This is a genomic window from Bacillus manliponensis, from assembly GCF_000712595.1.
Lineage (GTDB): Bacteria > Bacillota > Bacilli > Bacillales > Bacillaceae_G > Bacillus_A > Bacillus_A manliponensis.
Genome location: NZ_JOTN01000001.1, coordinates 162,046 through 184,689, shown reverse-complemented (window position 1 = coordinate 184,689; position 22,644 = coordinate 162,046). Strand labels below are relative to the sequence as shown.

General features: G+C 37.9%; 20 protein-coding genes and 1 pseudogene. 15 read left to right on the top strand and 6 right to left on the bottom strand.

Annotation, left to right across the window (positions count from 1 at the left end):
• Positions 1-51 precede the first annotated feature (51 nt).
• From secA to BAMA_RS00770, 9 genes are all read left to right on the top strand, one after another.
• Positions 52-2,553, top strand: coding sequence for a preprotein translocase subunit SecA (secA, locus tag BAMA_RS00810; protein ID WP_034635108.1), 2,502 nt, complete (start codon positions 52-54; stop codon positions 2,551-2,553).
• A gap of 299 nt (positions 2,554-2,852) precedes the next feature.
• Positions 2,853-3,951, top strand: a protein-coding gene (gene prfB / locus BAMA_RS00805; protein ID WP_157405939.1) for a peptide chain release factor 2 whose coding sequence is annotated in 2 segments (ribosomal slippage) — positions 2,853-2,924 and positions 2,926-3,951 — 1,098 coding nt in all. Because the reading frame shifts where the segments join, the coding sequence is not laid out codon by codon here.
• A gap of 339 nt (positions 3,952-4,290) precedes the next feature.
• Entirely contained in the window at positions 4,291-4,620 is a 330-nt protein-coding gene (gene cccB / locus BAMA_RS00800; protein ID WP_034635101.1) for a cytochrome c551, read from the top strand.
• Between the two features lie 251 nt (positions 4,621-4,871).
• Complete coding sequence (gene ftsE, locus BAMA_RS00795; protein WP_084157828.1) at positions 4,872-5,558, top strand: cell division ATP-binding protein FtsE; 687 nt, start codon at positions 4,872-4,874, stop codon at positions 5,556-5,558.
• The gene (ftsX, locus tag BAMA_RS00790; RefSeq protein WP_034635099.1) at positions 5,548-6,441 is read left to right on the top strand and encodes a permease-like cell division protein FtsX; all 894 of its coding nucleotides are present in this window, start codon (positions 5,548-5,550) and stop codon (positions 6,439-6,441) included. The genes ftsE and ftsX overlap by 11 nt, the downstream gene beginning before the upstream one ends.
• Positions 6,442-6,558: 117 nt before the next feature.
• Entirely contained in the window at positions 6,559-7,980 is a 1,422-nt protein-coding gene (locus BAMA_RS00785) for a S41 family peptidase (protein WP_034635096.1), read from the top strand.
• A 796-nt stretch (positions 7,981-8,776) separates the two neighbouring features.
• Positions 8,777-9,979 carry a PDZ domain-containing protein gene (locus BAMA_RS00780; RefSeq protein ID WP_034635094.1) on the top strand — a complete coding sequence of 401 codons (1,203 nt, stop codon included), beginning with the start codon at positions 8,777-8,779 and terminating at the stop codon, positions 9,977-9,979.
• A 386-nt stretch (positions 9,980-10,365) separates the two neighbouring features.
• Positions 10,366-12,081 carry an ABC transporter ATP-binding protein gene (locus BAMA_RS00775; RefSeq protein ID WP_034635091.1) on the top strand — a complete coding sequence of 572 codons (1,716 nt, stop codon included), beginning with the start codon at positions 10,366-10,368 and terminating at the stop codon, positions 12,079-12,081.
• A gap of 135 nt (positions 12,082-12,216) precedes the next feature.
• Complete coding sequence (locus BAMA_RS00770) at positions 12,217-12,531, top strand: heavy metal-binding domain-containing protein (protein WP_034635089.1); 315 nt, start codon at positions 12,217-12,219, stop codon at positions 12,529-12,531.
• A gap of 191 nt (positions 12,532-12,722) precedes the next feature.
• Here the strand turns inward: BAMA_RS00770 and BAMA_RS00765 are convergent, their stop codons facing one another.
• The 5 genes from BAMA_RS00765 to BAMA_RS00745 form a co-directional block, all read right to left on the bottom strand.
• Complete coding sequence (locus BAMA_RS00765) at positions 12,723-13,145, bottom strand: GNAT family N-acetyltransferase (RefSeq protein ID WP_034635087.1); 423 nt, start codon at positions 13,143-13,145, stop codon at positions 12,723-12,725.
• A 215-nt stretch (positions 13,146-13,360) separates the two neighbouring features.
• Complete coding sequence (gene abc-f, locus BAMA_RS00760; RefSeq protein ID WP_034635086.1) at positions 13,361-14,995, bottom strand: ribosomal protection-like ABC-F family protein; 1,635 nt, start codon at positions 14,993-14,995, stop codon at positions 13,361-13,363.
• Positions 14,996-15,256: 261 nt separating this feature from the next.
• Positions 15,257-15,787, bottom strand: coding sequence for a flavodoxin family protein (locus BAMA_RS00755; protein ID WP_034635085.1), 531 nt, complete (start codon positions 15,785-15,787; stop codon positions 15,257-15,259).
• 6 nt (positions 15,788-15,793) lie between these two features.
• Entirely contained in the window at positions 15,794-16,162 is a 369-nt protein-coding gene (locus BAMA_RS00750; RefSeq protein ID WP_034635080.1) for a MerR family transcriptional regulator, read from the bottom strand.
• 53 nt (positions 16,163-16,215) lie between these two features.
• Complete coding sequence (locus BAMA_RS00745; RefSeq protein ID WP_034635078.1) at positions 16,216-17,094, bottom strand: LysR family transcriptional regulator; 879 nt, start codon at positions 17,092-17,094, stop codon at positions 16,216-16,218.
• Positions 17,095-17,214: 120 nt separating this feature from the next.
• On the opposite strand from BAMA_RS00745, the gene BAMA_RS00740 reads away from it, so the two are divergent.
• Positions 17,215-18,231, top strand: a complete 1,017-nt coding sequence (locus BAMA_RS00740; protein ID WP_034635077.1) for a YeiH family protein — start codon at positions 17,215-17,217, stop codon at positions 18,229-18,231.
• Positions 18,232-18,272: 41 nt separating this feature from the next.
• Here BAMA_RS00740 and BAMA_RS00735 read toward each other — a convergent pair whose 3' ends face one another.
• Positions 18,273-18,911 carry an S-layer homology domain-containing protein gene (locus BAMA_RS00735; protein WP_034635074.1) on the bottom strand — a complete coding sequence of 213 codons (639 nt, stop codon included), beginning with the start codon at positions 18,909-18,911 and terminating at the stop codon, positions 18,273-18,275.
• 277 nt (positions 18,912-19,188) lie between these two features.
• Here BAMA_RS00735 and BAMA_RS00730 point away from each other — a divergent pair, with 277 nt between their 5' ends.
• The 5 genes and pseudogenes from BAMA_RS00730 to BAMA_RS00715 all read left to right on the top strand — a co-directional run bounded on the left by BAMA_RS00730 (position 19,189) and on the right by BAMA_RS00715 (position 22,542).
• Positions 19,189-19,386 (top strand): helix-turn-helix transcriptional regulator, encoded by a 198-nt coding sequence (locus tag BAMA_RS00730; protein WP_034635071.1) that lies wholly within the window; start codon positions 19,189-19,191, stop codon positions 19,384-19,386.
• A gap of 18 nt (positions 19,387-19,404) precedes the next feature.
• Positions 19,405-19,649 (top strand): annotated as a pseudogene (locus BAMA_RS24840) (hypothetical protein).
• A 288-nt stretch (positions 19,650-19,937) separates the two neighbouring features.
• Positions 19,938-20,687 carry a MerR family transcriptional regulator gene (locus tag BAMA_RS00725; protein ID WP_034635598.1) on the top strand — a complete coding sequence of 250 codons (750 nt, stop codon included), beginning with the start codon at positions 19,938-19,940 and terminating at the stop codon, positions 20,685-20,687.
• Positions 20,688-21,418: 731 nt separating this feature from the next.
• Positions 21,419-21,892 carry an SRPBCC family protein gene (locus tag BAMA_RS00720; protein WP_034635070.1) on the top strand — a complete coding sequence of 158 codons (474 nt, stop codon included), beginning with the start codon at positions 21,419-21,421 and terminating at the stop codon, positions 21,890-21,892.
• Between the two features lie 245 nt (positions 21,893-22,137).
• Complete coding sequence (locus BAMA_RS00715; RefSeq protein WP_051758846.1) at positions 22,138-22,542, top strand: DUF4362 domain-containing protein; 405 nt, start codon at positions 22,138-22,140, stop codon at positions 22,540-22,542.
• Positions 22,543-22,644 lie beyond the last annotated feature (102 nt).

Below are 22,644 nucleotides of genomic sequence, written 5' to 3'. Positions count from 1 at the left end.
TATGTCTGTGACAACTTGTACTTCATTATAAGAAAAGAGGAGCGTATTCCCATGATTGGTATTTTAAAAAAGGTGTTCGATTCAAATCAGCGCCAAGTTAAACGTATGCAAAAAATCGTGGATCAAATAGAAGCACTAGGACCAGATATCGCAAAATTATCAGACGAGCAATTAAGAGGAAAAACAATTGAGTTTAAAGAGCGTTTGACAAAAGGTGAAACGGTGGATGATCTATTGCCAGAGGCTTTTGCTGTTGTTCGTGAAGGTGCAACACGTGTGCTTGGTATGCGTCCGTATCCAGTCCAGTTAATGGGTGGTATCTCTTTACATGAAGGAAATATTTCTGAGATGAAAACAGGGGAAGGAAAAACATTAACTTCCACACTTCCTGTATATTTGAATGCCTTAACAGGAAAAGGTGTTCACGTTGTTACAGTAAATGAATACTTAGCACAGCGTGATGCAAGTGAAATGGGTCAATTGCATGAGTTTTTAGGGCTAACAGTTGGAATTAACTTAAACAGTATGTCTCGTGAAGAGAAGCAAGCGGCTTATGCAGCTGATATTACATATAGTACAAACAATGAACTTGGGTTTGACTACCTTCGTGATAATATGGTGCTATACAAAGAGCAACGTGTACAACGTCCACTTCATTTTGCAATCATCGATGAAGTCGATTCCATCTTAATTGATGAAGCTCGTACACCGCTTATTATTTCGGGACAGGCTCAAAAATCAACAGAGCTATACTTATATGCAAATGCATTCGTTCGTACATTAACAAATGAAAAAGAATATGCGTTTGATGAAAAAACGAAGAATGTTATGTTAACAGAAGAAGGTATTAATAAGGCAGAAAAAGGTTTCAATATTGAAAACTTATTTGACTTGAAACATGTAACATTGCTGCACCATATTAATCAGGCTCTTCGTGCGCATGTTGTTATGCATCGTGATACAGATTATGTTGTACAAGAAGGAGAAATCGTAATTGTTGACCAATTCACAGGTCGTCTTATGAAAGGTCGTCGCTATAGTGAAGGGTTGCATCAATCAATTGAAGCAAAAGAAGGCGTAGAGATTCAGAATGAAAGCATGACGCTTGCAACAATTACATTCCAAAACTACTTCCGTATGTATGAAAAATTATCAGGTATGACAGGTACTGCGAAGACGGAGGAAGAAGAGTTCCGCAATATTTATAATATGAGCGTTATTGAAATTCCAACGAATAAACCGATTGTTCGTGACGATCGTGCGGACTTAATTTTCAAAACGATGGAAGGAAAGTTTAATGCTGTTGTCAACGATATTGTTGAACGTCATCGCAATGGACAGCCTGTTCTTGTTGGTACAGTTGCAATCGAAACATCCGAATTAATTTCAAAAATGTTAACACGTAAAGGCGTACGTCATAACATATTAAATGCGAAAAACCATGCGCGTGAAGCAGATATTATTACAGAAGCGGGCTATAAAGGCGCGGTAACAATTGCAACAAACATGGCCGGTCGTGGTACAGATATTAAACTTGGTGAAGGCGTAAAAGAAGCTGGTGGCCTTGCGGTTATCGGTACAGAGCGTCATGAAAGCCGCCGCATTGACAATCAGTTACGTGGTCGTTCAGGGCGTCAAGGAGACCCTGGTGTAACGCAGTTCTATTTATCAATGGAAGATGAGTTAATGCGTCGCTTTGGCTCTGATAATATGAAAGCGATGATGGACCGCCTTGGTATGGATGATTCACAACCAATCGAAAGTAAAATGGTTTCTCGTGCAGTAGAATCTGCACAAAAACGAGTAGAGGGTAACAACTATGATGCTCGTAAACAGCTTCTGCAATACGACGATGTTCTTCGTCAGCAGCGTGAAGTCATTTACAAGCAGCGTCAAGAAGTAATGGAATCTGATAACTTACGCGGCATCATTGAAGGTATGATAAAGTCAACAGTAGAACGTGTTGTCGGGGTTCATACACAAGAGGAGCTAGAGGAAGATTGGAACATTGCAGGGCTTGTTGAATACTTAAATGCAAACCTTCTGCAAGAGGGAGATGTAACAGAAGAGCAATTACGTCTTCTTGCACCAGAAGAAATGATTGAAACAATCTATGCAAAAGTGAAAGAGCGTTATGATGAAAAAGAATCGAATCTTCCAGAAGAACAAATACGTGAATTTGAAAAGGTAGTTGTATTCCGCGTTGTTGATACGAAATGGATGGGACACATCGATGCGATGGATCATCTTCGCGAAGGTATTCATTTACGTGCGTACGGTCAAATCGACCCGCTTCGTGAATACCAAATGGAAGGATTCGCAATGTTTGAGTCAATGATTGCTTCAATTGAAGAAGAAATCTCTCGTTATATTATGAGAGCTGAAATCGAACAAAACTTAGAGCGCCAAGAAGTAGCAAAAGGTCAAGCAGTTCGCCCAAGCGCTGACGGCGAAGAAACAAAAAAGAAGCCAGTCGTAAAAAATGACCAAACAGGACGAAATGAAGACTGCCCATGCGGAAGCGGAAAAAAATATAAAAATTGCTGTGGGTGATAAGAAAAGCGGAGCCGACTGTTTAGCTTCATTGGCTAAGGTCCTTTCGCACAGAAAGTGATTTGTACTTTCTCGTGCGGAAGGTTCTTAGACAGAAGAGGCTAGGAGGCGCAGCTGGACAATAAGAAAAGTGAAGGTGGCTCTTTAGAACAGGAAGGCGCGAAACAGCTGACTGTTCTAGCCGCTGTCGCTGGATAACCCATATACAAAACGGGGTTGACTCTCTCTGAAAAAGCAGAGAGAGTCAACCATGCTTTATGGAAAAATGATAGTGAATGACTATAGAGGTGACTGATATGATGGAATTAGTAGAAATCAGACAAGAGTTAGAAAAAATGGCTAAGCGATTAGCGGACTTCAGGGGGTCTCTTTGACCTCGCTGGTAAGGAAGCACGCATTGCTGAATTAGAAGAAGTAATGATGGGTGCAGGTTTTTGGGATGATCAAAAAGCGGCACAAGTTGTTATTAACGAAGCGAATGCGTTAAAGGATATGGTTGGGAAGTTCCATGAACTAAATGACATGTTTGAGAACTTAGAAGTAACACATGAGCTTGTAAAAGAAGAATATGATGAAGATTTACATGCTGAGTTAGAATCTGAAGTAAAGACATTAGTAGAAGAAATGAACGAATATGAGTTACAGCTTCTATTAAAAGACCCATATGATAAAAATAACGCGATTTTAGAATTACATCCAGGTGCTGGTGGAACAGAGTCTCAAGACTGGGGCTCTATGTTACTTCGTATGTACACGCGTTGGGCTGAAAAGCGTGGCTTTAAAGTAGAAACGTTAGATTATCTTCCAGGTGACGAAGCTGGTATTAAGAGTGTTACACTTGCAATTCGTGGTCATAATGCGTACGGCTATTTAAAAGCGGAAAAAGGTGTACACCGTCTTGTTCGTATTTCACCGTTTGATTCATCTGGTCGCCGTCATACATCATTTGTATCTTGTGAAGTGATGCCAGAATTCGAAGGTGACATTGAAATCGAAGTTCGTACAGAGGACATTAAAGTAGATACGTACCGTGCGAGCGGTGCAGGTGGTCAGCACATTAATACGACTGACTCTGCTGTTCGTATTACACATATCCCAACAAATACGGTTGTAACATGTCAATCTGAGCGTTCACAAATTAAAAACCGTGAAAAAGCGATGAAGATGTTAAAAGCGAAGTTATATCAAAGAAAATTAGAAGAACAGCAAGCTGAGCTTGATGAAATTCGTGGTGAGCAAAAAGAAATCGGATGGGGAAGCCAAATCCGTTCTTACGTGTTCCACCCATACTCTCTTGTAAAAGACCACCGTACAAATACTGAGGTTGGTAACGTACATGCGGTAATGGACGGAGACATTGACTCCTTTATTGATGCATACTTACGTTCCCGCATTTAATAAAAAAAATGCCAACGGAATGTTGGCTGTGGTTGAGGAAAAGTATGAAGAGATAAGGGGAAAGAACTTTCTTTTATCTGAGAGGGGAGAAGTTGCGATGACAACTTCTCTTTTTGGTGGGTGTATCTCTATCATAGTCGTAAGAGTATGACCTTGTAAAAAGTAGAAAATAATAAAATCATACGTGCAATTTATGCAGTATGTAGAAATATTCCTTCGTTCTTTTTCTAAAGGAAATTTCTTTTTGTGGAGTTTGTTCAAGAAATTGAAACAATTTTAGAGCAATATGTAAGGTAGTATTTCATGTGTAGATAGTAATAACAACAGGGAGCGATAAAGATGAAGAAGAAATTGTTGGCTGTCGTACTTGGTGCATCAGTTGCACTTACATTAGGAGCATGTGGAAATAAAGAAGAGAAACCTTCTACAAAATCAGGGGAGACTGCAAGTACAGATAGCGGAGAGAAGCTATATCAAAAAAGTTGTGCTGGTTGTCACGGTAACGATTTGCAAGGGTTAAATGCACCGCCTTTAGATACAGTGGGCAGTAAGTTTGATGAAAAAGAAATTGAGCAAATCATTGTAAAAGGTCGTGGCTCAATGCCAGCTGGTATGCTTCAAGGTGAAGAGGCAACAAAAGTAGCAGAATGGTTAGCGGAGCATAAATAATATCTTTCCCAAAATCTTCCGTTTGAAGACGGAAGATTTTATCATGTTGTCGTATAAAATGCTTCGTGTAACAGAACTGTAATGAAATTGTATCTGAACTGGAAGATGAATAGTGTTACAATGTAGAACGTAGTATTTTCTGTAGAATTTTGCCGGAAAATATACATATCATCGTAATAGCGCGAATGTTTGTTATAGCGATAAAGGAAAAAGAGTGTCAAAAAAAAATCATTAGTATTGGGTGATAAATAATGATAACAATGACGAATGTTTATAAAGAGTATCCAAATGGTATGAAAGCCATTGATGGACTAACAGTAAAAATTAAGCAAGGTGAATTTGTATATGTAGTTGGACCAAGTGGTGCAGGTAAATCTACATTTATTAAAATGATGTACCGCGAAGAAAAACCAACAACAGGATCAATTAACGTAAATGGTTTAGTAATTGAATCATTAGCAGAGCGTGATGTACCGTATTTCCGTCGCCAGTTAGGCGTAATCTTCCAAGACTTTAAATTACTTCCGAAGTTAACTGTTTATGAAAATGTAGCGTTTGCGTTAGAAGTAATTGAAGAGGAAGAAGATGTAATTCGTGAGCGAGTAACAGAAGTATTAGGACTTGTAGGTCTTGAAGATCGTGCAGAAGCACTTCCAAATGAGCTTTCAGGTGGAGAGCAGCAGCGTGTAGCAATTGCGCGTGCGATTGTTAACAGGCCGAAAGTTGTAATTGCCGACGAACCAACTGGTAACTTAGATATTGATACGGCACTTGAGATTATGAACATTTTCAAACGCATTAATGAGCGTGGAACGACAATTGTTATGGCGACTCATAATGCTGATATCGTAAATACAATCCGTCATCGTGTAATTGCAATTGAGAGCGGAAAAATTGCTCGAGATGAGATGGAGGGAGGATACGGTTATGAAGAATAAAACCCTTTTTCGTCATTTAAGAGAAGGAGTGAAGAACCTTTCTCGTAACGGTTGGATGACATTTGCTTCTGTAAGTGCAGTAACAGTTACGTTATTGCTTGTAGGTGTCTTTTTAACAGCGATTATGAACATGAACCATCTTGCGACGAAGCTAGAGGAAGATGTAGAAATTCGTGTATTAATTGACCCAGCAGCGCAAAAAGAAGATCAAAAGAAATTAAAAGCAGATATTGAGAAAATTAAGCAAGTTGATTCGATTGAATTCTCTTCAAAAGATGAAGAGTTAGATAAACTGTTAAAGAGTTTAGGGGATAGCTCAAAGTCATTTGAGTTATTTGAACAAGATAATCCGTTAAAAGATGTATACGTTGTAAAGGCAAAAACACCAACAGATACAGCAACAATTGCAAAGAAAATCGGAAAGATGAAATTTGCGAATAAAGTTGAGTATGGTAAAGATAAGGTAGAGAAGTTGTTTGATACAGTACAAACAGGACGTAATATCGGTATCGTGTTAATTGCTGGTTTACTATTTACAGCAATGTTCTTAATCTCTAATACAATTAAAATTACAATTTACGCACGCAGTACAGAGATTGAAATTATGAAACTTGTTGGAGCGACAAACTGGTTTATTCGTTGGCCGTTCCTATTAGAAGGATTATTCCTAGGATTATTAGGATCAATCATTCCAATTGTTATTGTGGCAATTTCTTACAATTCATTGCAAAGTATGTTTAACGAGCAACTAGGCGGAACGATGTTTGAAGTTCTTCCATTTAGTCCATTTATTTTCCAATTATCAGGATTATTAATGTTAATTGGAGCTTTAATTGGTATGTGGGGAAGTGTAATGTCAATTCGTCGCTTCTTAAAAGTTTAAAAAAGTTGCAAACATATTTCGTACAAGCTTATCATATAGTAGAAGTAGATAAAGGCATCACACAGAGTGTGATGCCTTTTCATACACCAGTGTGTATTCGGAAAGGGGAATTCCGTATTGAAACGTAGAGTTGCAATTATAGGAATGCTTGTTACATTTTTTTTGGGTGCCGGTAGTATGTTTGTGGGCTTATCTTGGCTCGGAAGCAGCTCTTACATGGCACAGTCTATTACAGGTGAACAGAAATCAGATTTAGATAAGATTGGTGAAGCATATGCGCTAATCGATTCGCGTTATGTGGAAGATGTGAAAGATGAGAAGCTTGTAGAAGGAGCGATACAAGGAATGCTCGCTACGTTAAAAGATCCATACTCTACATATATGGATAAGAAAACAGCACAGCAATTTGAGCAATCGCTTGATCCAGAGCTTGAAGGAATTGGTGCGGAAGTGAATAAGACGGATGATAAACTGATTATTGTCTCGCCAATTAAAGATTCACCAGCAGAAAAGGCCGGTATTAAACCGAACGATCAAATTTTATCTGTTGATGGAAATGGTGTCTCGGAGTTAACACGTGAAGAAGCAGTTATGAAGATTCGCGGGAAGAAAGGGACAAATGTTACGCTCGAAATTAAACGTGCTGGTGTTTCTGAGCCGTTAATCTTTAACATTAAGCGTGATAAAATTCCAATTTTCACTGTGTTTAGCTCGGTGAAAGAAGAGAATAACAAAAATATTGGTTACATACAAATTACGTCATTCTCAGAAAAAACAGCAGATGAATTTACAAAGCAGCTAAAAGAGCTTGAGAGCAAAAATATTGAAGGACTTGTCATCGATGTGCGTGGCAATCCAGGTGGTTATTTAGAAAGTGTGGAAGAGATTTTAGAGCATTTTGTGACAGACAAGAAGCCAATTCTGCAAGTTGAGCAACGAAATGGTGAAAAACAAAAAGTATATACGAAACAAAAAGAACGTAAGTCATATCCAGTCTCTGTCTTAATTGATGGCGGAAGTGCATCCGCATCTGAAATTTTAGCCGGTGCATTAAAAGAAGGCGAAGGGTATGAGTTAGTCGGAGAGAACACGTTTGGAAAAGGAACTGTACAGCAAGCTGTCCCATTCTCTGACGGTAGTAACATTAAATTGACAATGTTCAAATGGTTAACGCCAGATGGGAATTGGATTCATGAAAAAGGAATTAAACCAACTGTTGAAGTGAAACAGCCAGATTACTATCATGCAACGCCAATCCAAATTGAAGAGGCGCTAGCATACAATGACAACGATGAACAAATTAAGCACGCGCAAAGCATGCTAAAGAGCCTTGGCTATGAGCCAGGACGCGAAGATGGTTACTTCAGTAAAGAAACAGAAGCTGCCGTAAAAGCGTTCCAATCGGAGAAAGGTATTGAAGTTACAGGAAAGCTCGACAAAAAAACAGCAGAAGCAATTCAAAATGCGATCATTGAAAAAATCCGCTCTGGCGAAAATGACCTGCAGTTACAAGCAGCCTTAAAGTTAATGACGAAATAAAGAGAAGCCCACAAGCTAAGTTTGTGGGCTTCTTCGTATGTTGGCGGGAAGAAGAAGGGGCCAGTAACTTTTTCGTTTATTCAGTCAAAACAGGTGATAATGCGGTCACTTTTTCGTTTATTCAGTCAAAACAGGTGATAATGCGGTCACTTTTTCGTTTATTCAGTCAAAACAGGTGATAATGCGGTCACTTTTTCGTTTATTCAGTCAAAACAGGTGATAATGCGGTCACTTTTTCGTTTATTCAGTCAAAACAGGTGATAATGCGGTCACTTTTTCGTTTATTCAGTCAAAACAGGTGATAATGCGGTCACTTTTTCGTTTATTCAGTCAAAACAGGTGATAATGCGGTCACTTTTTCGTTTATTCAGTCAAAACAGGTGATAATGCGGTCACTTTTTCGTTTATTCAGTCAAAACAGGTGATAATGCGGTCACTTTTTCGTTTATTCAGTCAAAACAGGTGATAATGCGGTCACTTTTTCGTTTATTCAGTCAAAACAGGTGATAATGCGGTCACTTTTTCGTTTATTCAGTCAAAACAGGTGATAATGCGGTCACTTTTTCGTTTATTCAGTCAAAACAGGTGATAATGCGGTCACTTTTTCGTTTATTCAGTCAAAACAGGTGATAATGCGGTCACTTTTTCGTTTATTCGGTCAAAACAGGTGATAATGCGGTCACTTTTTCGTTTATTCAGTCAAAACAGGTGATAATGCGGTCACTTTTTTATTTATTCAGCCAACTGTCTCCGCAAGTTATGATAATATAAGAAATAAAAAGAGATTATTTTACAAATGGTGGTGAGTACGTTCGTGGAAGAATTGTTATTGGAAATTGGAAGAGGGATTGGGCGTCTATTCTTAAATCCTGCGTTTTACGTATTCTTTATTAGTTGTGCTCTCGTTGGTTATTTCCGCATGAACCGAGAGCGAAAGGATTTTTCATTTAAAGTGTATGATATGTGGTATGAACTGCGAACGTCATTGTTTGCGGCAATTGGATATGGATTATGTGTATCTGTCGTAACAGTAGGGGCAGGTCTTATTTTTTCAGAGGCTAGCTTACTTGCAATGACCATTTGGATGGTGTTATTTGCACTTGTTGTTCAGTATAGATACATATCTCCAGCGTACACTGTGAGCATTGCGATTGCGATAACTTTATTATCTTCAAAGCTACCAATCTCATTTTTACAATTAAAGAGTGGAGAAGAAGCAAGCATTGTTTCACTCGCGATTTTACTCGGGCTTTTATTAGTTGTCGAAGGATTGTTAATTTCAAAGCAGGCAGCGAATCACTCTATGCCAAAGCTAAGAAAAGGGAAGCGCGGTTTAAATATTGGTCTTCATGAAGCGAAGCGCTTATGGATGGTACCAGTATTTTTCCTTGTACCAGGCGATGCAATTACACAGTTTCTTTCGTGGTGGCCAGTTGTTTCGCTAGGACAAGAGACATATTCAATTGTCCTTGTTCCATTTCTAATTGGATTTATTCGCACAGTGAAGGGCTTTGAACCGAAAGAAGCGTTATTATTTACGGGACGCCGTGTACTAGGACTAGCAGTTATTGTTCTTGTATTAGGCGCGGCAAGTTACTTTTCATCTGTCTTTGCGATTGTCGCGATGGGCGCGGCGATGCTCGGTCGCTTTACAATTGCGATGCAAGAGCGAATTCAAGATGAAAACCGCGAACCATATTTTGCGGTGCGCAATAATGGTTTAGTTGTACTAGGGGTAATTCCTAACACTGCTGGAGCAGAGATGAGACTACAGCCTGGTGAAGTAATTGCAAAAGTAAATGGATCCATCCCAACAACTGTTGATGAATTTTATAATGCACTTCAGTCCCGTACAACGGGGGCGTTTTGTAAACTAGAAGTAATTGATACAAAAGGTGAACGTCGCCTTATTCAGCAGGCGATTTACGCTGGTGAGCATCATGAACTTGGCGTTGTATTTGTAGGACAAAATCATAAATGGGATACGGAAGTTATATAAATGTTGTTCAAAAGATCTATAACCATTCATAAAGAGAATGGTTATAGATCTTTTTTGCATTTTATTATTAGATTAAAGAGAGACTCTGCTTACTTCTATATGTTCGTCACTAGAAGCTTATATCATAGATAGATATTGTAAAGGTTGTTATGATATAATTGATAACGGTTATCAATTATTGAGACTTTGCTATTAGGAAAAGTCTTTTTATCCCGCATTAACGTGCTGTAATACTCCTACCTCAAAACTTGAGAAAAAGCGAAGAAGTTTAGGTGGGAGATAAACAGCACGTAAAAGCCCGATTGGTCGGGCTAATAATCAGTGGGGGATGGAGAAAACCCCCACTGATTAAAGTTTCACTTTATTTTGGATGAAGGAGGGAGTTTATGTTACGTCGGTTTTTTTCTTACTATAAGCCATATAAGGGCTTATTTATACTTGATTTTTCCTGTGCTGTAATTGCTGGTTTGTTGGAACTTGCGTTTCCGCTTATTATAAATCAATTTATTGATAAATTACTGCCAGGACAAAATTGGTCATTGATTTTATGGGCCTGTATCGGTTTATTTGCAGTTTATGTACTAAATGCCGGTTTGCAATACGTTGTTACATACTGGGGGCATATGCTCGGAGTTAATATTGAAACGGATATGCGTCAAAAGTTATTTAATCATGTTCAAAAGCTATCATTTCGATTTTTTGATAATAATAAGACCGGTCATTTAATTTCACGCCTTACAAATGATTTAATGGAGATTGGTGAAGTTGCCCATCATGGACCAGAAGATTTATTTATTGCCATTATGACATTAATTGGAGCATTTTCATTTATGATGATGATTAACTGGAAGTTAGCCTTGCTTACATTCTTCGTTATTCCATTTTTACTTTGGTTAGCACTGTATTTCAATCGTAAGATGACAGTTACGTTTAGACGCTTATTTTCAGATGTTGCGGACTTTAATGCGTGTATTGAGAATAATGTTGGTGGAATTCGTGTTGTACAAGCATTCGGCAATGAGGAGTTTGAAAAAGGGCAATTTGCAGTAAATAATGCTCGCTTTCGTACGACAAAGCTTATGGCGTATAAGATTATGGCGTTAAATTCATCAATTAGTTATATGTTAATGCGCCTTGTTACTTTATTTGTATTAGTATGCGGGACTTGGTTCGTTTTACAAGGGGAACTAACATATGGCGGATTTGTTGGTTTTGTATTATTAACAAATATTTTCTTCCGTCCAATTGAAAAGATTAATGCTGTTATTGAAAGTTATCCAAAGGGAATTGCAGGATTTAAAAGGTATGTTGAACTGCTAGAAACAGAACCTGATATCGCAGATGCAAAGGATGCAATGGTAGTAAAACATGTACATGGTGATATTCAATATAACAACATTACTTTCGGATATGAGGAACAAGAACCGATTTTGAAACATATTGATTTGAAAATTAATGCGGGAGAAACGGTTGCGTTTGTTGGACCATCTGGTGCTGGAAAAACAACGTTATGTAGCTTATTACCACGCTTTTATGAGATTACAGATGGCTCTATAACAATCGATGGTATTGATATAAAGGAAATGACACTGTCATCACTTCGTAAACAAATTGGGATTGTACAACAAGATGTCTTCCTATTCTCTGGGACAATCAGAGAGAATATTGCCTATGGAAACTTACAAGCTTCAGAAACTGAAATTTGGCAAGCTGTTAAACGAGCACAATTAGAAGACTTAATTTATTCGCAGCCAGCTGGATTAGACACAGTAATTGGTGAACGAGGGGTGAAGCTTTCAGGCGGACAAAAGCAGCGTCTCGCAATTGCTCGTATGTTCTTGAAAAATCCACCGATTTTAATTTTAGATGAAGCGACTTCTGCACTCGATACAGAAACGGAACTTGCGATTCAAAAGTCACTTGCTGAATTAGCGGTTGGTCGCACAACATTAGTAATCGCCCACAGGCTCGCAACGATTAAAAATGCAGATCGAATTATCGTTGTGAATAAAGATGGCATTGCTGAACAAGGTTCGCATGAGGAGCTCCTACATAAAGGCGGGGGTTATAGTAAATTGTACGAAGCGCAATTTAGCTCATAACATTATGCGTTAAGGGAATCTGACAAATGAAAGAAGTAAATAGTGAAGTAGCTATTACATAAGTATTTTTATATAAAAAAGTATATTATAGAGATAGGTACAAACAAATAGTGAAGTCATAGGAGGAAGTAAATCATGCTTGTAACAACAACCTCGACAATTCAAGGGAAAGAAATAACAGAGTACATCGACATCGTAAATGGAGAAGCGATTATGGGAGCAAATATTGTACGTGACTTATTTGCGTCTGTTCGTGATGTTGTTGGTGGGCGTTCTGGTGCATACGAAGAAAAATTAAAAGAAGCGCGCGATATTGCGATGGAAGAAATGAAAACAGTTGCAAAACAAAAGGGTGCCAATGCGATTGTCGGTATTGATATCGATTATGAAGTAGTACGCGATGGTATGTTAATGGTTGTAGTTAGCGGTACAGCGGTACGTGTATCGTAAATATAAAAAATGCTCAGCGAATGAACGCTGAGCATTTTTTTATCCCGCATTAACTGGCTGTAAGACTCCCACCTCAAAACTTAGAGGGTTCAGAGAAGTTTAGGTGGGAGATTAACAGCCAGTAAAAGCCCGATTGGTAGGGCTAACAATCAGTGGGGATGGAGAAAACCCCCACTGATTGAAGTTTCACTTTATAAATCTTTTTTCAAATAATAATGCTTATGATCCCTACCAACATTCTCAAGAACGCCAAATTGTTCATAACCGTGCTTCTTATAAAAATCTAATGCCTGGAAGCTTAGTGTATCTACTTTAATAAAATCACAATCGTTATTGATTGCGATGTGCTCTATTTCTAATAATAGCTTAGATCCGTATCCAAGCTTACGTATATCTTCATCAAGCATGAAAGTATGAATTTCTAGCCAGTTCCAACAAATTTCTCCTAGTACACCCCCATGAACCTTCCCATCTTCATCTCGAAGGAAAAGCTGAATTTCTTTATATCTTCCACCTAAATCTTTTGGGAAATGCTTTAAGTTATATTCATAAAGTTTATTGTTCACATGATTTTTATCTTGTTCATTCAATTCTTTCGTAATGTGTAACTGCATAATAGATTTCTCCCCTTAATGTCGTCATTTGTATATTTCTTAGGAAATGAAACGAAATTTATCCCGCATTAACGGGCTGTAAAAACTCCCACCTCAAAACTTGAGGGAAGCGAAGAAGTTTAGGTGGGAGATAAACAGCCCATAAAAGCCCGATTGGTTCAACTAACACTAAGTGGGGGATGAAGAAAACCCCCACTTAGTGAAGTTTCACTTTATCAAATAGACTGCTGATAAGTTCGAATTTCCTGAAGCAACCTTTCGTATTCTTGCTCTAGCAGTGCGGCATTGTCATTTTTACTTGGCATTGAGAGTCTCCCAATAACTTCTGTTAACCTTGTTTGGAGGCGCATTAGCTCTTGTTCTGCTGGATTGACAGAAGTTTTTTCTGTTTTCGTTGTATACTGTTCGTAATTTCCGTGAAAGACTCTTGGCGCATCTTCATCAATGTGTAAAATATGATCAGCGACGTTACGGATAAACGTACGGTCGTGACTGACAAATAATACAGTTCCCGGGTACTCTGCTAACATGTCTTCTAGTTCTTCTTGTGCGAGGATATCCAAATAGTTTGTTGGTTCATCAAGAAGCAGCATATTGTAATCACCAAGGAAAATCTTTGCTAATGCGACTTTCATACGCTCACCACCGCTTAAAACAGAAACATGCTTATGCACATCTTCGCGGCGGAAGAGAAGACGCGCAAGTACGGTCCGAACGAAAGCTTCGCTGTAATTTGTCTCCTCCATAATGTTCTCGATTATTGTTTTTTCAGTTTGTAAAATAGATAACGTTTGTTCAAAATAACCAATTTTACAGCTTTTTGATAATTGAATGCCACGCTCGTTTTCTAAAATCATACGAAAGAGTGTCGTTTTACCGCTTCCGTTTTTGCCGATAATCGCTAGTTTACTGCCTGGTGTGATGCTGCCAGTAATATGTTGAAACAGTGTGCGCTTTCCCATTTTATTTGTTGTTTTATGAAAATGGAGTGCGTATTTACTATGAATCGGCGCATGATACTGCACATCAAATTTCGAACCGACAATTTCTTTTGGTTTTTCTTTTTTCTCTAGTTTTTCAAGACGCGTTTCCAATGTCTTTGCTGCTTTCATCACTTTGCCTTGACTGTTTGCTGCCGCCATTTTAAAGAACTTTGATTCGGCAGAACCAAATCGGCTTGGAATGCTCATCATTCCAGATGCTTGTTGTTTGCGTTTCATAATGGATTGTTCAAGTCGCTTTCTTTCACTTATATATTTCTCATATTCGCCTTGTTGTTCTATTCGTGCCCTTTCTTTTTGTGCCCGGTAATGTGAGTAATTCCCTTTATATTCATGAATAGTGCCGTCTTCGATTTCAATAATCTTTGTGCAAATGCTGTCGAGTAGCGTACGGTCATGTGAAATGAGGACAATGGCTCCTTTATAGGATTGTAATGACTTCTCTAACTGCTCACGACCATGTAAATCTAAATGGCTTGTCGGTTCGTCAGCAAATAAGATAGATGCGTCTTGTTCTAGTGCTGCTGCGATTTTTAAGCGCATATGTTCACCGCCGCTCATTACATTGCCTACGTGGTTAACATTCCATGTCCCTTTTGCAAAGGAAGACGCTCCTTCTGTTTCTTGTTCGCCAAGTTGCGGAATTATTGCTGCTGATCCATAGTGGGTAACAGTTCCGCAATCCGGTTCTAATTCTTTACTTAATATTTGAAGCAATGTTGACTTACCTGCACCGTTTACGCCAACAATACCGATGCGGTCATTTTCGTATATTTCAAGTGATGGCAACGTAAATACGGTACGATCACCAAAGCTCTTCTCAATGTTTTGTGCATGTAAAATGTTCATAAAAAAACCTCCCTAGTTCTACTAGAGAGGGTATGATCCGTCCGTATATGTAAAAATGGTGTGCGCAAATAAGCGATGCACATTTTTACATCGGAAAGTACAGACAAATGGACAGACTAATCCCCTTCTAGTTTTCATCATTTTTGTTCACTATGTGTGATGGATGAATAAAAAAGAGAATTAGAAAATCATTAGACAAAGTACCTTCCTTTCATAAGTTACTTTTATTGTATGCTTATTTTATAAAAATTGTCAAATGAATTAACGGAATAATTTGTTAAATTGTTTCGCTTTTTCGCTTGCCTCTATATCATTTTCAATTTCATTTGGCGCATTTGCAGATCCGATAATGTAGTTAGAGAAAGAAGTACCAACGAAATCAAAGATGTATTGGAACTGCTGAATAAGCGGCAAAGCTTTCAATTTAGGGTTATCGCCACCAACGATTACAACGTACATCTTTTTGCCTTTCATACGCTCTTTAAAGCGAAGTGATGGATCACGCAAGCTTTGTGACCAGCGATCGACGAAGTCTTTCATATGACCGCTCATACCGTACCAGTAAAGAGGTGTTGCAAACACAATTGTGTCATGCTCTAACATTTTCTTTACTAGTTTTTCATAGTCATCATTGATAAATTGAAAACCTTCTGCATCGTGACGCTGATCTTTAACAGGCTCAATTTTGTAGTCACGTAAATGAATGTGCTCTGCATCGATTCCTTCTGTCATCATTTTTGTAAGTGCTTCTGTATTACCATTTTGGCGAGAACTACCGTGTATAACGAACATGTTGTATCAATCCCTTTCTGTATGCTTATTTAAAAGTGTGATATGCTTTTGTAAATTTGATTGAATATGAGAAAGTAATTCGATTTGTTTTGTTACTTCGATTAATTTTTCTTCATATAGTTTCAGAATGCTGGTACATGGATTGTCGTATAAATCTGGCTTGATTTCTAAACAATGAATCATGCGTGCGGTTTCTTCTAAGTTCAAACCGAGGCTCAAATACATTTGAATGAGCTGAACTTTTTCAAGGGCACTTTCGTCAAAGTCACGGTACCCATTTGTGAGCCGTTTGGAAGGGAGTAATCCTTTTTCTTCATAATGACGTAAAGAGCGCTCACTAACCCCTGTTTGTTTTGCTAATTCTCCAATGCGCACTGTTACTTGGCCCCTTTCTTAATCTATTTTAAACCTTTACATTAATGTGAAGGTCAATCTTCTTTTTTTACAAATGCTTGCACATGTTCTAAAAAGACTGTAATCGCTTTTGATCCGAGGTAGTATTTACCGCGAACAATGGAAAAAGGACGGATCAGTTTTTGGGGCAAAGGAATGTGAACAATTTCTCCTGCTTGCAATTCTTTTCGCACTGTCCAGTCGGATAAAATTGCGATGCCTAACCCGGCGGCTACTGCTTCTTTTACACTTTGTGTACTACTAAAAGTGAAGTGACGTTTCATTTTTAATTGATGATCATGAATAAAGCGGTCGCTGTAAGCTCTTGTTCCAGACCCAGTTTCACGTAGTACCCATACTCTATCTTGGAGTGAATGTTCTCCTTTTGTTAGTGGGTGGTTTGATGCAGAAATTAATTTCATTTCATCTTCCATAAAAGGTTCCGCCTTAACGTCGGCATACACAACCTGGCCTTCTACAAGCCCAATGTCAATTTGATTGGATCGTAAACTTTGCAGCACTTCTTCGGTATTGGAAATAAAGGTATGCACTTCAACATGCGGATTTTCATTAGCATAGCCGGCAAGTATTTTAGGTAATAAGTATTCACCAATTGTAAAGCTCGCTCCAATACGAAGAGTCCCCGTCACGACGTTATGAAGTTCGTTAATTTCTTTTTTTGCTTCTTCATATAGACTAAGGATTTGTTTTGCACGAATGTATAAAATGTTACCTGCTTCTGTCATTTGTACATGCTTGGGCGAGCGGTGAAAAAGCGTCGTTCCAAATTCATTTTCTAAATTACGAATGTGCATGCTAACGCCAGGTTGTGATAAGTTTAGAAGTTCTGCCGCACGTGAGAAATGCTGTTGTTCAGCAACAGTGACAAAGATTTTTAAAAGATCGACATTCATAGCGAGGCTCCTTTTTAATCATCAGTTTTACTTATGATTGAGATAGTATATTGATATTTAACTTATGATAACATCCCTTTTACAATAAAAGTATGAATACGAATATTGGAGTGATTGAAAGTGGGAGAGGCGGTTTTATTACAAAAGAAGAAAAGTCTCGGTTTTGGGCAAGGTATATCCATTACATTGCTCATTGCTATTATCGCAAAATATATATCATATATGCCGTTTTTTGCAATTATGGGACAGTTAGTAATCGCAATTTTACTTGGGATGGCGTGGCGTGCATCAGTTGGCGTTCCAGTCGGGGCAACTATAGGAACGAACTTTGCAAGCAAAAAGCTGCTGCGCCTTGGTATTATTTTACTCGGAATGCGCTTAAATATAGCGGATATTATAAAGGCTGGTCCGAAAGTGTTAATAATTGCGGTGTTAGTAATTGTCTTTACACTTGTTACGGTGTATATGTTAACGCGTGCATTTGGGGTAGAGAAGAAGTTAGGTATGTTAACAGCGTGCGGAACAGCGATTTGCGGAGCGGCAGCAATTGTTGCAATTGGTCCGCAGGTGAAAGCAAAAGATGATGAGATTGCCGTAGGAGCAGCAACAATCGCAATTTTAGGTACGATTTTTACGCTGCTTTATACGGTTTTATATTCCGTTTTCGGCTTATCTTCCTATGAATACGGCGTATTTTCTGGAGCAACATTACACGAAATTGCTCACGTCATCGCAGCGGCAGCGCCTGGCGGAAGCGGTGCACTAGATATTGCGATTATCGTGAAGTTAACGCGAGTTGCTCTTCTCGTTCCAGTTGCAATTGGAATTGGTATTTGGTTTCATCGAACAAGTCATGAAGGAAAAAAGAGTTCATGGCGTGATATTCCGATTCCATGGTTCATCTTTGGATTTTTAGCAATGAGTGCCCTGAATTCGGTAGGAATTGTGTCAGAAGAAGTAGCTGAATTTGTTGTAACAGTTGCTTATATGCTTCTTGCAATGGCGATGGCTGGGCTTGGTTTAAATGTACAATTTCAAACGTTTCGTAAGCTTGGACTGAAGGCGTTTTACGCTGGGGTGATAGGATCGGTATTGCTATCGGTATTTGGATATATACTTGTTAAGGTATTGATTTAAGAAGAAAAAGAGCCCTTCACTATAGGGCTCTTTTGCTATTTTTATTCTTCCATATTACTTAATACATTGTGTAAAAATTGTGCATACTGTTCGCGAGTTACTTTCGTAGCAGGTTCGAATTTCCCATTTCCAGTACCAGATGTAATTCCGTAAGAATATACAGCACTAATCGCGTCGTTTGCCCATGAGTTCGTTGGCACGTCAGTAAATGTGTGTTGCTCTAGTGGAAGAAGATCGAAAGCATTTGTAAGAACTTGTGCCATTTCTGCACGTGTTAAGGAAGCTTTCGGACGGAAGTTTCCATTCTCATCGCCACTAAATACGCCAATTTCTGTTAAAGTTAAAATTTCTTCCATAAACATAGTGGAATTTTCGTTTATATCTCCATACGGATTGCTATATTCAATTTGCTCTTCGATGCCGTAAACATTATAAATTAAGCGAGCTACTTGCTCACGAGTTACATCATCTCCAAAACCAAATACACCATTTCCATATCCAGCAATAATTCCTGCATTTGCTAAATCCATAATTGCTGTATATGACCAATGTGTTTGAGGCACATCGTGAAAGACAACAGAGCTTGTCTCTTCAGCTTTTACAGTAGAATGATTTGTGCTTAGTAATACGCCACCCATAATTGTTAAAGATGTAACCGCTTTTAATAATTTTGTTTTCATGTGTAAATCCCCTTCTATTATGTACGTCTTTGTTAGTAATCAAAATTAATATAGATAAAATACTTATAAAAGGCAATAAAACTATCAACATTGGAATATTCCACTTTAATATTACGAATGCGTTAATTATATATTAATAAATTGTAAGATTTTGAGAGAGGGAGTTTTCTTGAAGTGTAACGTACTTATTTTCTTTTTATGTAAAGATATCTTTACTAAGTGGAGGAGAAATTTTACAATTAAAGTAAAGATATCTTTACTTTAAAGGATGAAGCAAATGCCTGTGAAAAATAAAATTAAAGAATTACGAAGAGAAAAAGGAATTACGCAGCTTGAAATGGCAAAAGCAATGGATGTAACAAGGCAAACAATTGTTGCGATTGAAAATCATCACTATAATCCGAGCTTAGAACTGTCCTTAAAAATCGCAACGTATTTTCAAGTAAGTGTAGAAGACATTTTTACATTGCAATAAGGGGGAGTTATGGTGCAAATGCAAGATGAGTACGAAAGACATCAATCAAAGCATTTAAATATTTAGGGATATTTTATGGGATTAGTTTAGCGGTGTGGGGGCTTTACGACCTTATTGTAAACGGGAACCCTGGTGTACCTTTTGTCCTTTTTGTTATTGGACAAATTATGTATTTGTTTGTAATCAATTGGTCGAAGTGGAAGATGAATCGGATGAAAGAGGATGAGTACCCCCCCTGCCATGTAGCAGGGGTTTTTTTATAGAAGACTAGAAGTAAAAGCAACTGAATATAGAAGTATATAAGGAATAAGCAAGCAGATGAACGCCTGCTTCCATGTATATTTTTTATTATGAGATAGCCATAAATCTGTTAGGAAGAAAATGATGCACTAACTATTTTCGTTACAATAAAGGCAGATTTCACGGGAATTCATAGAATCTTCTCCTCTGTTAGTAATCTAGTATCATCTTACCTTTTATTTATTATTTTTACAGAAAAATCCCTTAAAAGTGACGTAACGTCATTTTTTAAAATGAAAGAGGAAAGGGTGCTGAAGATGATTTCAATTCAACAATTAACGAAAGAAACGGGCGTTACAGTGCGCACGTTACGATATTATGATGAGCGTGGTCTGCTGAAACCGAGCGGAAAAACTGAAGGTGGTCATCGCCTATATTCAGAGCAAGATGTGATGAAATTGCAGCAAATTTTATTTTTAAAAGAAATGGGCTTTCCGTTAAAAGAGATTATTCATATGTTTACAGTCAATGATTGGGACTTGAAAAGTACGTTGCAAAAACAACTTTCCTTCGTACAGGAAGAACAGAAAAAGTTTCAGCGAATGGAGAAGATGCTTCAAGCGGTTGTGTATTCGGTAGAAATAGAAGGGGAGCTCGATTGGAATATGATGTTTGGGCTAATTCAGCTATCACAGCAGTCTCCGCATCAGCGAGAGTTGGTTTCCGAAGAGGAGCAGCAATTTTTAAAACGGTTACCGAATATGAGCGAAGCTCGTGATGATGTAAAAGAGTGGATCGTTTTACTGAAAGAGATGCGCACGCTTATGCAGGCTAGAAAGAGTATAGACGATATTGCAGTACAAACCGTGACAGACAAAATCATGAAAAAGTGCAATGAAATGGCAAATGGTGATGAACGGTTTTTAGATAAGTTATGGGAAGTTCGAAAGTCAAAGGAACAGTCGCAGCAAATGAATATGTATCCGATTGAAGACGAATTATTAGTTTACATGGATGAAGCATTTGCATTCTATATAAAAAGAATGGAAGGAAAAAGGTGAGTATACTTACAGAGTACCGCTGGGCATTTTTAATTGGTGCGGAAATTATATTTTGGTGCTCCGTGATGAGCTTCTTTCTAATACGCTATATGTTTAAGCTGAAAAAAGCGGGTTTTATAGCGGGAATTTTATTGTTGTTCAATGAAATCTTTATCCCGCATTAACTGGCTGTAAGACTCCTACATCAAAAATTGAGAGAAGCAAAGAAGTGTAGGTGGGAGATTAACAGCCAGTAAAAGCCTGATTGGTCGGGCTCACACTAATTGGGGGATGAAGAAAACCCTTAATGAGTGAAGTTTCACTTTATTTTAACGCGTTCCGAAAGAAGTCCTCTTACTCAAGGAGTGAGAAGAGTGAAGCCCGATGAGTAGGGAGAGGAGGAATTTCGGTTGGCGTTAGCAAAAGAATATGTGTTGCATGTTTCTTTTGCTATGTATTATAATAAAAACAAAAAGAACAAATGTTCTATTTGAGGCGGATTATTCTCTTCTTGTTACAAATTAGACTTGAACTGGAGGGATGACAATGTTGTTGAATCAAAAGTATGAAATGTTTCCATTATTTGATCCCTACCCCGGTCGTGAAATTAGGTAATATTTATTTTCAAAAAAACAAAACATTAAGCATCGGTCCTTTCATTTGCCGATGTTTTTCCTTTCCTAGCTAAAAGGATTTTCTCTGATTAAATAAAAATATAAATACATTCAAAAAAAAATTCGAGGTGATTTAAGTTGAAACAATGGATAAAGGAAATTGAAATTGATGCTCCGATTGATTACGTATGGAGCTTATTAGAGGGACCACTGGAAAATATGCAAAGGATTATGCCGGAAGTTCTGGAGAACAAACCAGTCAAAGTGACCGAAGAAGTGGTTGGAAGTGTATACCGTCAAAAATATAAAGAAGGTAAAAGAATTGAAGAATACGATGTGGAAACGCTAGAATACCTCAATACTCCTGATCAAAAGAACCTTAAAGTTGGTTTCACGTTAGCTAAGATGTTCGAAATTACCGCTAAGTATGAATTAAGTAAAATCAATGAACAGAAAACTCGGTTTACATATACTTGTACCAATAAGCCATTAAAGGCGTTCCTCAAACTATTTTTATTTTTTGCAGGTGATAAAGTCGTTGTTAAATTTTGTGAAAAAGTGAAAAAAGAGGCTGAAGCCGATTACCAAAAATCCGCTATGCCGGTAAAATAGCTTCTGAAACGAAGTCATCGCAGTCAGCCTCTGATTTTGTGCGGCTCGTATTGAAGAGTATTATAGTGGCAGACTACTTTAAGACGTTTCTTAGAGGTAGAAAAACCAACAATTCGTGATTTCATTTTCATATGTGGTATTCCGAAAGAAGAAAAAGGGAAAGGGCTATTTTCGCAGAAAGTAGCTCTTTTTTTGCAGGGGTTCAGAATATGAATAGAGAAGCGTTATGAAAAGGAGATGACGGTATGAGAATGGTAGTTTGTATATGTTTACTTGTATTTAGTTTAATTGGTTGCTCAAAACCGAGTACAGTAGATGAAAAAAGCGATGTAATTGTAAAAATGGAAGGCATCGAGAATATAGATACGTTTAAGAAATTTATAGCGAATATGAAAAAAGGAAAAGAAAATGAGGTGCAAATTGTTCATTATACAAAAGAAGGGGATCCCATTTTTGAAACGGTAAAATATAACGGAAAAGAGATTGAATATGTAAAAGATAATTCACAAGATAAACTTGGCGATAAGGAGATTGAATTTGATACATGCCGAGATATGAGCGAAGAAAAAAGGGAAGATCGAACAGTATATGCGTTAACAAAGTGTGAAAAAGGGAATACATATGAATTGATTACAGTACCAGAGTTATAGTGTTTGAAAGAAGGAAGGGAGCGATCCTTCTTTTTTTGTCGAATTATTTACCGAATATCTGTTCGTTTTCTTGGTTTTTTTCGTGGTGTTCGTGGTAAAATA

Bases quoted from the DNA above. Each gene is read 5' to 3' on its own strand.
- BAMA_RS00775 (WP_034635091.1), top strand. From the start codon at position 10,366: ATGTTACGTCGGTTTTTTTCTTACTATAAGCCATATAAGGGCTTATTT.
- BAMA_RS00765 (WP_034635087.1), bottom strand. From the start codon at position 13,145: ATGCAGTTACACATTACGAAAGAATTGAATGAACAAGATAAAAATCAT.
- ftsE (WP_084157828.1), top strand. From the start codon at position 4,872: ATGATAACAATGACGAATGTTTATAAAGAGTATCCAAATGGTATGAAA.
- BAMA_RS00715 (WP_051758846.1), top strand. From the start codon at position 22,138: ATGAGAATGGTAGTTTGTATATGTTTACTTGTATTTAGTTTAATTGGT.
- ftsX (WP_034635099.1), top strand. From the start codon at position 5,548: ATGAAGAATAAAACCCTTTTTCGTCATTTAAGAGAAGGAGTGAAGAAC.
- BAMA_RS00735 (WP_034635074.1), bottom strand. From the start codon at position 18,911: ATGAAAACAAAATTATTAAAAGCGGTTACATCTTTAACAATTATGGGT.
- BAMA_RS00730 (WP_034635071.1), top strand. From the start codon at position 19,189: ATGCCTGTGAAAAATAAAATTAAAGAATTACGAAGAGAAAAAGGAATT.
- abc-f (WP_034635086.1), bottom strand. From the start codon at position 14,995: ATGAACATTTTACATGCACAAAACATTGAGAAGAGCTTTGGTGATCGT.
- BAMA_RS00755 (WP_034635085.1), bottom strand. From the start codon at position 15,787: ATGTTCGTTATACACGGTAGTTCTCGCCAAAATGGTAATACAGAAGCA.
- cccB (WP_034635101.1), top strand. From the start codon at position 4,291: ATGAAGAAGAAATTGTTGGCTGTCGTACTTGGTGCATCAGTTGCACTT.
- secA (WP_034635108.1), top strand. From the start codon at position 52: ATGATTGGTATTTTAAAAAAGGTGTTCGATTCAAATCAGCGCCAAGTT.
- BAMA_RS00780 (WP_034635094.1), top strand. From the start codon at position 8,777: ATGGTGGTGAGTACGTTCGTGGAAGAATTGTTATTGGAAATTGGAAGA.
- BAMA_RS00745 (WP_034635078.1), bottom strand. From the start codon at position 17,094: ATGAATGTCGATCTTTTAAAAATCTTTGTCACTGTTGCTGAACAACAG.
- BAMA_RS00770 (WP_034635089.1), top strand. From the start codon at position 12,217: ATGCTTGTAACAACAACCTCGACAATTCAAGGGAAAGAAATAACAGAG.